Here is a 12,392-nt window from a genome sequence, read left to right on the forward strand (position 1 = left end):
CACCATCTATTGATTGGGGAGATTTTGATGAATATGGCATCGACAACAGTACCTTCACAGCAGATTCGCAGCTTAACTGACCGCCGCAACTTAACTCGTAAGCCGATTGCGCTCGCAATTGCCGCAAGCCTTATCGGCGTTACCAGCTTAATGGGCTGCTCACCCTCGGCCCCCAATGCAGACACATCAACACCGACCGTCACAAAAGCCACAGATGTACAGATTGCCCCCGGCGCCCCCGGCAAAGCCCCAACCTGGGCGTTCTCCGGCAAAACCGGTATCGGTACCTCCTATGAGCCTTATACTCAGGGGCAATACCAAGACAGCGCTCAAAATCCCATTAGCCGAGTGTGGTTCTCCATCGCGCAGGGGATTTTAACCGAAACCATGTATGGCCTTATTCACAATGCTCAACTCAAAGAGTTGCAATTTGTGATCACCGGCAATGGCTTTGTCGATACCGAAAAAGACAACACGATCAGCAGCATTGAATACTTAGATACCGATGCTAACGGTCGCCCACAATCCTTGGCCTATAAGATTATCAATCGCGACGTTGAAGGTAAGTATCAGATAGAAAAGCATATCTTTACCGATCCCGACCGCGATACGCTGATGATGCGCGTGACGTTTACCGCCTTTGAAGCGGGTATCACACCGCATTTATACGTTAACCCCCATATCGATAATGCGGGCGCGAATGATATGGGCAGAATCGATCATCAAGCCCTTATCGCTCGCACGGCGAATCCCCACAGCAGCGTAATGACAGTGAAATCGGATATCGATTTTACGCAGGCGACCACCGGTTTTGTCGGTGTATCCGACGGTTTGGCTGATTTAGCCGATAACGGCAAGCTTGATACCCTGTATCAAGCCACCAGCAACGCCGAAAAGCCTACTCAAGGCAACATTGCTTTTACCGCCAGTTATCCCGCACTCCAAGCTAACCAACCTCTTAATGTGAATTTGGCGATTGGTTTTGGCCAGGATGAGGCCAGCAGTTTAGCCAATGCCAACGCCAGCTTAACGGCGGGGTATGATGCGGTGCTGAGCCAATACAACGCCGGTTGGCGCAGTTATTTACAATCGCTACCCGCGATGCCAGCTATGGCGCAAAGCACCACAGATAATGGCAAGCTGCTGTATACCAGTGCCATGGTACTCAAGGCGCAGGAAGATAAAACCTACGCGGGCGCCCTTATCGCTTCGCTTTCTAATCCTTGGGGCGATACCGTCCCTGCTGTCACACCCAGCACGGGCTACAAGGCTGTTTGGCCGCGCGACTTTTATCAATGCGCCATGGCATTTCTCGCCATGGGCGATACCCAAACGCCTAAAGTCGCCTTTGAATACCTTAAAAAGGTGCAAGTGAGCGATAAAACCCCAGGCTTTAGCGGCACACCCGGTTGGTTTTTACAAAAGACCCATGTGGACGGCCAAATTGAATGGGTGGGCGTACAGCTCGACCAAACGGCGATGCCTATCATGCTCGGCTGGAAACTCTGGCAGGCAGGCGTACTCAGTCAAGCTGAACTGAACCATTGGTATCAAGAGATGCTAAAAGCCGCGGCGGATTTTTTAGTCAGTGGCGGTGAGGTGAATCTTGACTGGAATCACACCCAAATTACGCCACCGAAAACCCAACAAGAACGTTGGGAAGAACAGGCAGGTTATTCGCCCTCCACCACGGCCGCAGTGATCGCAGGCTTAGTGGCCGCGAGTGATATTGCCAAGGCAGTAAACGATAGCGATGCCAGTCAGCGTTACCTCGCAACCGCTAAAACGCTTAATCAACAACTTGAAAAACACTTAGTGACGACCCAAGGTTTGCTTACCGATAGCCAAGGCATTAAAGCGCCGTATTATCTGCGATTAAGCCCCAATGGCGAACCAAACAGCGCCGAGCAACTCGCCGCTAATAATGGTCGTGCGGGATTAGATCAACGTCAGATCCTCGATGGCGGCTTTTTAGAACTGGTGCGCTATGGCGTGCGTGGCGCCACCGATAAGCTGATTAATCAAAGCCTAGCGCTGGTGGATAATACCGAGCTTGAGGACAATTTACGCCTCAAATACAACTTTACGGCAAAGGATGGCAGTAGCGTTCCTGGCTTTAGACGTTACGGTAACGATGGCTACGGTGAAGATACCCTCACTGGCGCAAACTACGCCGAATCGGGCAGTAATAGCGACAACCAACGCGGCCGCGTCTGGCCCTTCTTTACTGGCGAGCGTGGGCATTTTGAATTGGCCCTTGCCAGCGCCAAGGGAGAGCTAAGCGGTGCTCACGCACAGCAAACCAAGCAGCAACTTATCAATACCTATGTGCAAGGGATGGAAACCTTCGCCAACGCGGGTCTAATGCTCCCCGAACAAGCATGGGACGGTGTGGGTAACGCCACTCGTTACCAATATCAACTCGGCCAAGGCACTAACTCCGCCACCCCGCTCGCCTGGACCCATGCTGAATATATCAAGCTGGTACGTTCAATGAGCGACGGCCGTGTATGGGATAACTACCCCATCGTCCCTGAGGCGTTGAAATAATTTTTAAGGCTGATACCTGTGAGTAAAGCCCGCAAAACCTCAGTTTTGCGGGCTTTATGATCACAAGCGGCATATCATTCAGCACCGACTTAATACCTTTAATTTGCCCCACATCATCCATTCTGCGCACCGTAAAAGCATTCTCTGTTTTTATGTGAATACTTGTTTTTATTGCCGTTACTTCAATAAAAAATTGACTTACATAAGTTCGTTAAGATGTTAAGCTATTTGGGCTTTTGTTAATTTATCGATAAATGGAGTTTTGATGAAGCCTTTAAAAACCGTAATCAAATGGATTTTGCTCACGTTATTCTTGGTGCCAGTGAGTCTTTATCTGATCCTTGCCGCCATCAACATAAAAGATAGCCCAGCTTCAGAGCAGGCCAAAACCTACCTAGACGAAATTCAAAAGAGTAATAAGGCGTTAGCCGACAACCAAGCTCAGAATGCGTATCTCTATGCACTGGGCTTTGATGTGAATAGTGGCGCCTCACCGATGGATGCGGGGATTTCTCGACTTAAAAGCATACAACAGCTTGGCATTTTGGAGCGCTCCCCAACGCTAAACACAACGCGTATAGACAAACCGCAAACCCCTTTTAACGAATGCCTTAACCGTGATGATTTTCTGTCCAGTTGTCTCCCTGTACTGACAGAACAAACGTCTTTTGGCGAACTCATCGCAACAAACGCCGAATTAATCACGCGATATAAAACATTAATTCAGTTAGATACCTGGCAAGAAGGCAGCCAATTTAATGTCTTTTTGTCTTCTCCGTCACTTTCACATCTGCTCACGGCACAAAAACTCTACTTCATCGATTTACTGGCTCACGCTCAAACCATGTCTGCGCAGCAAGTTGCCGATGTGATTAATCAAGATATGTTGTTTTGGCAACGCGTAGCAGCTAACACCCATGTGCTACTGATAAAAACCGTTAGTCAAAACGGCATCACAACAAATATGAAATTTGGCGAATTGATACTAGGCCAACTGCCCCCCTCTCAATTAAGCAACGTCATCCCCACTAGCTGGCAAACGCCGTTCCCTGCTGAGGTGACTGCATTTGAAAAAATAAAAATGGGTGAATGGTATTACTTTACAGCCATGGCCAAAGCATTGCAGACAATTGATGATGAAGATATCACCACAAACGTGACGCAATGGTTGCTGACACCGTTAATGAAAGATCAAGACACAGCGAATCGTTACGCGGAAATTTTAAATGGCACGACTCCTCCGCAGACTTGCCCTGCTCCTTGGTCAATCGCTGACATGAGCCAATTTATATATAACCCACTTGGTAAATTTGTACTCTGCTCTGGCATTACATCATTAGACCGTTACCAACAAGATTTTGATGAGCTCGAGCCACAAAGAGCACGCTTGATCACGAGACTCCAATAGGGTGATTGTTTACTTAAGCAAATACATGACATAAACGCCTTCGACATGTGCTAAAGTTAGCTTATACTGTGTATATGTACAGCACCTAGATGCATATGATCATGGTTACTCCTGAACAATCAAAAATCCAATACCCTTTCTTTAGCACATCGGTGGCGGCGGGATTTCCTTCTCCCGCCAATGATTATATTGAGCAATCGCTTGATCTAAATGAGCTTTGTATCAAACACCCCACCGCAACCTTTTTTGTCAAAGTTCAAGGCGATTCGATGGTCGATGCCGGAATTTCCTCTGGTGATATATTAGTGGTTGACCGAGCCTTACAAGCCACCCATGGAGATATTGTAGTGGCGGCCATCAATGGGGAATTTACGGTAAAGCAATTGCAATTACGTCCTGTGGTGCAATTATTGCCATGTAACCCGGCCTACAGTGCAATTCCACTCAGCCACGAGTCAGAGTTAGACCTATTCGGTGTCGTGACTTGTGTGGTGAAAAAACTCAAATGACCGCCAACTTATTCGCCCTCGTAGACTGTAATAATTTTTATGCGTCCTGTGAGCGTATGTTTCGGCCCGATCTACAGGGCAAACCTATCGTTGTGCTGTCAAATAACGATGGTTGTGTCGTCGCGCGTTCATCGGAAGCAAAGCAATTAGGCATAAAAATGGCCGTGCCGGTTTATCAAGTGATGGAGATGATCCGCGCCCATAATGTGGCGGTATTTTCGTCCAACTATGCCCTTTACGCTGATATTTCAAATCGCGTCATGACCACACTTGAGCAGATGGTGCCTAGGGTTGAAGTCTACTCAATCGATGAGGCTTTTTTGGATTTGTCTCGGCTCGATAAATGTCAAGATATTAACCAGTTAGCCATGGATATTCGTCAGCGGATCCAGCAATGGATAGGGATCAGTGTCTGCGTAGGAATTGGGCCGAGCAAAACCTTAGCCAAGCTAGCTAACTATGCAGCAAAACAGTATCCCGCCACCCAAGGCGTTGTCGATTTACGCGATAAAGAACGCCAACGTCGGTTAATGGCGCTCACTCCCATTGATGAAGTTTGGGGCATTGGCCGAAAAATTGCGCAACGTTTAAAACTGATGGGCATCCATACCGCTCTACAGCTTGCAGATGCCCATCCTAAACTTATCCGAGACAATTTTTCCGTCATGGTTGAGCGAACAGTGTACGAGCTTAACGGTATTGCCTGTGATGATATTCAGCAGGTGGTAGCGACAAAGCAGCAAATAATCAGCTCGCGCTCCTTTGGCGCACGTATTACCACCTTTGAGGCAATGCAGCAGGCTATCAGCGACTATACCTTTAGGGCCTGCGAAAAATTGCGAGCGGAGGGGCAGCTTGCCCGCACCTTATCGGTGTTTATTCTCAGCAGTTATTTTACGCAACATCAGCCCCAATATAGCCAAGTACTCACTGGTCATCTTGTGTATCCCAGTGACGATACCCGTGATTTTATCGAATTAGCGCAGCGACTATTGCATCGGCTTTGGCGTGCAGGTCCCGCCTATGCTAAAGCTGGCGTCATGCTAGGAGATTTTTATGCACCAGGCGTGTTTCAATTAGGCTTGTTTGACGAGGCCAAACCACAACCTAAAAGTAAAGAATTGATGAAACTGCTTGATGGTATCAATCACAGTGGTAAAGGAAATATTCAATTTGCAGGACAAGGACTGAATGCCGATTGGAGAATGAAGCGTGGTCAACTCTCTCCCCGCTACACTACCCAATGGAGACATATTCCGATAATAAAATAAGCCATAAGCATGAACAACGAAATAATATGCTAGAGCTGTTCCATTTGTTAAATCCGCTAAAACACAGTCAATAATGGTCTATATTTCAACATCTAATAAGATTCATGCTATTAACACCTTTAATCTTAAATTGATAGCGATCACATTATTCAAAACTGACCTAAACAAAACATTCAGCCTAAAGATTGACATTGTAAAGATGATGTTACGTTACATTGCGATACAATCTAGCCTTTTTCACATGCAGCACCGCATCTTATTACTTCAAGCCAACCTTAATTAGCTTCTGCAAGTTTACATTAGCAACATGCGATTAACACAAAACAAACAATTAAGCTGTTGATATTAAAGTTGTTAATGATAGTTTTCCGACTATGGAGGGCAGTTGCACATAAAATATAAGCCTTGATGAAACCCTTCCTGATCATCACGGCATTGTTAAGGGAATGAAAATATGATTACGCAAACAACCGTTGCACGTGCGGTTCGTTTTAGTTTACTTGCTTTAGTATCAACATCTTTATCACCATTGGTTTTCGCAGCTGATGAAACCGCGGTTGCCGAGGATAAAGTTGAGCGTATCGAAGTAACTGGTTCACGTATTAAGCGTACCGATCTTGAGAATGCTTCACCTGTAGTGGTTGTCAGTGCAGCCGACATTGAAAAAGGCGGGTTTAACTCAGTCCAAGATGTTTTAGGTAACCTATCGCAAAACTCTGGCGGCTCCATGACTCAGCAAGAAGTTCATGGTTTCACCCCAGCTGCATCTGCTGTAAATCTTCGTGGTGTTGGCGCTGGACGCGTTCTCACCCTCATCAATGGTAAACGCGTACCTAAATATCCTTTTGGGGCCGGTGGTACAGATAGTTTTGTCGATACCGCAAACATTCCGTTAGGAGCGATTGAACGCATTGAGATCTTAACCACAGGTGCATCAGCCATTTACGGCTCGGATGCCATGGGCGGCGTTATCAACATTATCTTGAAAAAAGATGTTGAGCAAAGCACCTTGAAATATCGCTTCTCCGATACCGTTGATGGTGGCTTACAAAACAACCAATTCTCCTTTATGACGGGCGTAAGCAGCGATAAAGCGAACCTAACTTTCTTCGCCGAATACGAAGACCGTCAAGCCTTAAAAGGAACAGATCGCCCAGAATGGGGAACAGATATCGTTCCGGGCAACCCTTATGCGGCTTACAGCTCATATGGTGCGAACATTGTCACCAGCGATAATAAACTCTTTAAAACCTTATCTGCCGCAGAATGTGAGGCACGTGGTTATCAAGTGATGTCCAATGGTCGCTGCGGTTTTGATCGCTCGCCACAACGGGATTTCTCTCCAGAACAAAAACGCTATTCAACTATGGTGAACCTCACCAAAGAACTGAATGATGACCATCAGCTCTACTCTCGAATTGACTATACACATGCCTCAACTTTTACCGAAATTGAGTCAGCAACTGTCGGTGATGACTTTAAATATAAAGTAGTTGGCGATGATGTCACTATCTACAACAAGTCAAAAGGCCTCTCACAAACCTTCAAAAAATCATCAGCCTTTGGCGGTGATTTTGCCAGCGCAGCCGACGGAGAATATTTCTACACTCGTCGTATGTCAGAGTTAGGTCCACGTACTTCTGATTTTGAAACCAATAACTTCTCGTTCTTGATCGGTGGTAAAGGTTATCTGACTGAAGGCATCGAATATGACACATCTTGGTCTATTGCCCGCCAAACTGTAGAATCCACCACAACGGGCTCACCAACTTACCAAAGTATGTGGGATTATTTGACCGAAGGAACCAATGGTCATTCTCTATTGGATGTTATTTCCAATGAAGATGCCGCCATGCTGGATTATCAAGGTGGTAAAAAAGGTCAATCAACCCTATCAAGCTTTAACGCCGGTATTAGTGGCGAAGTCTTTGAATTACCAGCAGGCGCCGTAGCTTATGCTGCTGGTATCGAATATGGCAAAGAATGGTTTTATGACAAATCCGATAGCTTTACCACTAACGGCGGTGTCATGGGTAAAGGCGGTAGCAGCGCTCAAGGTGAACGTGAACAATATGCTAGCTACGCTGAAGTGGCTGTTCCTGTGATTGAAAACCTCACAGTGACCTTAGCTGGCCGTTACGACTATTACGATGACGAATCAGATGTGGGTGGTCAATTCAGTCCTCAAGTGGCTGTAGAATACCGTCCTATCGACAGCTTACTGCTACGTGGTCTATATGCAGAGACTTTCCGTGCTCCAGATATGCAGCGTTTATTTGGAGAACCCACGTCAGCCTATAGTACTGTGATTGATACTCCTACTTGTGAAGCCTCTGGCCCTGGTCCTGCTTGCGATAAGATCGAATCCTTGCCAATTACCATTGGTGCTAACCCTGAGTTAGAAGCTGAAACAGGTAAAAACTATAACCTTGGTATGGTATGGGATTACAACGATCTCAATCTGACATTAGATTACTGGATTGTTGAAATCGATAACCTAGTGAATGATCCTAGCGCCCAATATATTCTGGATCATTCAGATGCATTTACAGACAAAATTATACGTGATGCGAATGGCAAGTTAATTCAGGTGAATACCCAAGCGATTAACATGTCATCACAAAAAACCTCTGGTATCGACTTCTCTATCGGTTATCGCTATGAAACTGCCAACTTAGGTGATTTAACCGCCCGCTTAGAAGGCACCTACTTACTGAAATGGGAAGAGCAATTAACCCCAGATTCAGAGGCATTAGATCTTATTGATGGTGAAGGTTCAGCGCCTAAAATCCGCGGTAACTTGAACTTAGGTTGGAGCTATAACGATTTTGCGACTAACTTATTGTTCAAATACACTGACAGCATGAATGGCGATCGCATGGATTACTTCGTCGAAAATGGTCTGGACGCAGATTACAGCGTAACGATCGACAGCCATGTTGAAGTGAACTGGTCAGCAAGTTATCTTGTCAACGATGCACTAAAAATCTCAACCGGCATCAACAACTTGTTTGATGCGGGCCCTGAGATTGATCAAACCCAGTCATCGTGGCCACATTACCCACGTTCTTACTACAACGTAGTAGGCCGTGAGTATTACCTCGCTCTGGAAATGAACTTTTAATTAAAAACATTTCCAAGGACAAAGCCGAGCATATTTGCTCGGCTTTTTATTTGCATACTGATACCCAAATTAACATCAAATATTTCACTTTTACCTACATCGACCACCTATCAAATCTTTGCGACTATCTGACCTTATTCTCAACATGCCCTAGGCAATATCCCCTTGTAGCATCCAGCGCACAATGCCACAATGCGAGCAAAATCAATGCGTGCCAACGGCGCCCCTCGATAGGAGCATCATCTTGACCCTTTTTGGTATTAAAAATTGCGATACTGTGCGTAAAGCACGTAAATGGATTGAAACCCATCAACTTTCGGTCAACTTCCATGACTTTAGGGAAGATGGATTAGCGGAAAAGGATCTGCAGCATTGGTGTCAAATTGCCGGATGGGAAACCGTCTTTAATAAACGCAGTACCAGTTTTCGCGCCTTAAGTGATGCCGATAAAGCGGATATCGACCAAGCCAAAGCCATTCAACTAATGCTCACTCACCCGACACTGATCAAGCGGCCAGTGCTGGTTTTGGGTGAACAAGTGCTAGTGGGCTTTAACGAAGCCGAATATAAGAAGGTGTTTTCTCTATGACGTACGCTTCGAACACTCACCCGGTTACCGAACTGACTAAAGCGTTAATCGCCCGTCCTTCGGTCACACCGCTAGATGAAGGCTGTCAAAGCTTAATGGCCGAACGTCTTGCCGCCGTAGGCTTTAATATTGAGCCCATGGTCTTTGAAGACACCACCAATATGTGGGCGCGGCGCGGTAATACAGGCCCGGTATTTTGTTTTGCCGGCCATACCGATGTGGTGCCCGCAGGCGATTTAAGCCGCTGGCATACCCCGCCTTTTGAGCCAACCATTATTGACGGTTATCTGTATGGTCGCGGTGCTGCCGATATGAAAGGCTCACTGGCGGCGATGATCGTCGCGACCGAACGTTTTGTGGCTAAGCACCCAAATCATCCTGGCTCGATTGCGTTTTTAATCACTAGCGATGAAGAAGGCCCCTTTATCAATGGCACCACACGGGTTATCGACACCCTAGAAGCCCGTAATGAAAAAATCACTTGGGCATTGGTGGGTGAACCCTCGTCGACCTTAAAACTCGGTGATGTGGTTAAAAATGGCCGCCGTGGCAGTCTCACCGCCAACTTAACCGTTAAAGGTATTCAAGGCCATGTGGCCTATCCGCACCTTGCGGATAACCCTATCCACAAAGCCGCCCCCTTTTTAGCCGAGTTAAGCCAAACCCATTGGGATAATGGCAACGAATTCTTCCCGCCCACCAGCATGCAAATCGCCAACATTAACGGCGGTACGGGCGCATCGAACGTGATCCCAGGCGCCTTGGAGGTGATGTTTAACTTCCGCTATTCCACCGAAGTGACCGCCGAGATACTCATCGAGCGTGTGGAAGCCTTATTAACCGCCCACGAACTGGATTATGACATTAGTTGGACTTTCAATGGCTTACCCTTTTTAACCGGCGAAGGCCCACTATTAGACGCGACCCGCCATGCTATTCGTCAAGTCACGGGCTATGATACCGATCCGCAAACCACGGGTGGCACCTCAGATGGACGCTTTATTGCGCCAACGGGCGCCAAAGTGTTGGAACTTGGCCCAGTGAACGCCACAATCCATAAAGTGAACGAGTGCGTGAAGGTAGACGATCTAGAGCAATTAGCGCTGTGTTACGAAGTGATTTTGGAACAGTTACTGTGTTAAATACCATGGCTATCACGGCAAAAAAAGCCCTGCTCTATGGTCTAGAGCCAAGGGGAGAGACAGGTTTAACAGCGTATGTAGACTCTGACTCAATGAGCGACTTAGTGTTCGTTGAGTTACTCAGCCCCTATCATCAGCGAGAAACGCGGTTTAAGTTAGAGTCACAAACCGCCCTTGCCTTTCAAGCAATGGCCGACAGTGCCGCCAAAGACGGTATTAAGCTGGCGATTTGCTCTGCCTATCGCCCCTTCGATCGGCAACTCGCCATTTGGAATGCCAAGGCTAGCGGTAAACGAGTGGTCCTAGATATCAATGAGCAGCCTGTGGATATCGCGCCGCTCAGCGATGATGAATTAGTCGATTTGATCTTACTCTGGTCGGCATTGCCCGGTGCTTCGCGTCACCATTGGGGAACGGATATCGATGTGTTTGATGCCAAGCAAATTGAGGTCAAATCCCTGCGTCTGGTGGACGCCGAGTACCGTGACGGCGGCCCCTGCGCCCACTTGCACCAGTGGCTAGTGGCTAACGCCAAGGATTTTGGGTTTTATTTTCCGTTCCAGAAAGGCCAAAGCGCGGTAAGTGCTGAGCCTTGGCATATCAGCTATTTTCCCGTGTCTCAAACCCTGTTACCCCAATTTGAGGTGCAGGCCTTAGCGCAGGTTATCCAGCAGAGCGATATGTTGCTAAAAGACGCCGTGATCCGGCGTTTACCCGAGTTAGTAGCGGAATATGTACATCGGATTGCGCAGCCTTAATAGCTTTTTCTGCACGTTTTAGCCGACGTCCCTTCCCGTTTTTGGTTTTATAGATTAAGTAGGTTTTATGGATTTATCATCATACAGACAACAAATTAGCATCGCGGGTAGCCAACTTAGTTACCTTGATATCGGCACAGGCCCTGCCCTGTTATTTGGCCACAGCTACCTTTGGGACAGCGCCATGTGGGCGCCACAAATTGCGCTCTTAAGCAAAAGCTACCGCTGTATCGTACCCGATCTCTGGGGACACGGCCAATCTGGCGCTGTACCGGAAAACTGCCATAGCCTGTTAGACATTAGTGAGCATATGTTAGCCCTGATGGACGCCCTCGAACTTGAGACATTTTCCCTCATCGGTTTGTCCGTTGGCGCCATGTGGGGGGCAGAACTGGTGCTTAAGGCGCCTGCTCGCGTCAAGACGCTTGCCATGCTGGACAGTTTTATTGGTTTTGAGCCAGAAATCACCCGTGCCAAATATTTTGGGATGTTAGACATGATCCAAACCGCTGGCAGTATTCCGCCAGCACTTATCAATGCAATTTCACCGCTGTTTTTTGCAGATAATGCCAAAACGAATAATCCCGAATTAGTGCAACGTTTTGAAAGCGACTTAGCTGCGCTAACGCCAGAACGCATTCCCGACATAGTAAAACTTGGACGGATTATTTTTGGTCGGCGCGATACCCTAGAATTTGCCGAACAATTTACCTTACCTTGCTTAATCATGGTGGGTGTAGAAGACAAGGCGCGCAGTGTTTTAGAAAGTTATTTGATGAGTGATGCCATCAATGGCAGCCAATTAGTGCATATTCCAAGTGCTGGCCATATTTCAAGTCTAGAACAAGCCGAATTTGTTAATCAGCAATTATTAGCATTTCTGAGCCAATGCGCTTAATACGCACCATGATGGTTAGAGCATGTCACCCATGCTCTAACAGATTCATATTCTAGAACCCTCAATAAGAATGAGTCTTTTGCCTATTACTCGAAATCTTTTCCAATAATCTTGGAGTGCTATCCCACTTGAGGCTTAACAAA

At 46.9% G+C, this 12,392-nt stretch carries 9 protein-coding genes; all 9 read left to right on the forward strand.

The genetic code is table 11. From position 1 onward, the window contains the following. Positions 1–33 precede the first annotated feature (33 nt). The 9 genes from IEY09_RS06705 (at position 34) to IEY09_RS06745 (ending at position 12,249) form a co-directional block, all read left to right on the forward strand. The gene (locus IEY09_RS06705; RefSeq protein WP_188870451.1) at positions 34–2,550 is read left to right on the forward strand and encodes a glucan 1,4-alpha-glucosidase; all 2,517 of its coding nucleotides are present in this window, start codon (positions 34–36) and stop codon (positions 2,548–2,550) included. 265 nt (positions 2,551–2,815) lie between these two features. After that, positions 2,816–3,958, forward strand: a complete 1,143-nt coding sequence (locus tag IEY09_RS06710; RefSeq protein ID WP_099458129.1) for a hypothetical protein — start codon at positions 2,816–2,818, stop codon at positions 3,956–3,958. A 101-nt stretch (positions 3,959–4,059) separates the two neighbouring features. Then, positions 4,060–4,467: a translesion error-prone DNA polymerase V autoproteolytic subunit gene (gene umuD, locus IEY09_RS06715; RefSeq protein WP_229777742.1), complete on the forward strand. Its 408-nt coding sequence runs from the start codon at positions 4,060–4,062 to the stop codon at positions 4,465–4,467. Beyond that, positions 4,464–5,738, forward strand: a complete 1,275-nt coding sequence (gene umuC, locus IEY09_RS06720) for a translesion error-prone DNA polymerase V subunit UmuC (RefSeq protein ID WP_188870392.1) — start codon at positions 4,464–4,466, stop codon at positions 5,736–5,738. The genes umuD and umuC overlap by 4 nt, the downstream gene beginning before the upstream one ends. Before the next feature lie 454 nt (positions 5,739–6,192). Next, a complete protein-coding gene (locus IEY09_RS06725) occupies positions 6,193–8,862 on the forward strand; it encodes a TonB-dependent receptor plug domain-containing protein (RefSeq protein WP_037430297.1) in 2,670 nt (889 codons plus the stop codon). 244 nt (positions 8,863–9,106) lie between these two features. Further along, positions 9,107–9,451 carry an ArsC family reductase gene (locus IEY09_RS06730; RefSeq protein WP_037418768.1) on the forward strand — a complete coding sequence of 115 codons (345 nt, stop codon included), beginning with the start codon at positions 9,107–9,109 and terminating at the stop codon, positions 9,449–9,451. Next, positions 9,448–10,593: a succinyl-diaminopimelate desuccinylase gene (dapE, locus tag IEY09_RS06735; protein ID WP_037430294.1), complete on the forward strand. Its 1,146-nt coding sequence runs from the start codon at positions 9,448–9,450 to the stop codon at positions 10,591–10,593. Before IEY09_RS06730 ends, dapE begins: the two co-directional genes overlap by 4 nt. A 5-nt stretch (positions 10,594–10,598) precedes the next feature. Next, a complete protein-coding gene (locus IEY09_RS06740) occupies positions 10,599–11,351 on the forward strand; it encodes a M15 family metallopeptidase (protein WP_373290351.1) in 753 nt (250 codons plus the stop codon). Between the two features lie 67 nt (positions 11,352–11,418). Beyond that, positions 11,419–12,249, forward strand: coding sequence for an alpha/beta fold hydrolase (locus tag IEY09_RS06745; protein ID WP_188870396.1), 831 nt, complete (start codon positions 11,419–11,421; stop codon positions 12,247–12,249). Positions 12,250–12,392: the final 143 nt, after the last annotated feature.

The organism is Shewanella xiamenensis (assembly GCF_014647135.1).
GTDB lineage: Bacteria > Pseudomonadota > Gammaproteobacteria > Enterobacterales > Shewanellaceae > Shewanella > Shewanella xiamenensis.

Coding starts and splice junctions, on each gene's coding strand:
- IEY09_RS06710 (WP_099458129.1), top strand. CDS start 2,816: ATGAAGCCTTTAAAAACCGTAATCAAATGGATTTTGCTCACGTTATTC.
- IEY09_RS06740 (WP_373290351.1), top strand. CDS start 10,599: ATGGCTATCACGGCAAAAAAAGCCCTGCTCTATGGTCTAGAGCCAAGG.
- IEY09_RS06745 (WP_188870396.1), top strand. CDS start 11,419: ATGGATTTATCATCATACAGACAACAAATTAGCATCGCGGGTAGCCAA.
- IEY09_RS06725 (WP_037430297.1), top strand. CDS start 6,193: ATGATTACGCAAACAACCGTTGCACGTGCGGTTCGTTTTAGTTTACTT.
- dapE (WP_037430294.1), top strand. CDS start 9,448: ATGACGTACGCTTCGAACACTCACCCGGTTACCGAACTGACTAAAGCG.
- IEY09_RS06705 (WP_188870451.1), top strand. CDS start 34: ATGGCATCGACAACAGTACCTTCACAGCAGATTCGCAGCTTAACTGAC.
- umuC (WP_188870392.1), top strand. CDS start 4,464: ATGACCGCCAACTTATTCGCCCTCGTAGACTGTAATAATTTTTATGCG.
- umuD (WP_229777742.1), top strand. CDS start 4,060: ATGGTTACTCCTGAACAATCAAAAATCCAATACCCTTTCTTTAGCACA.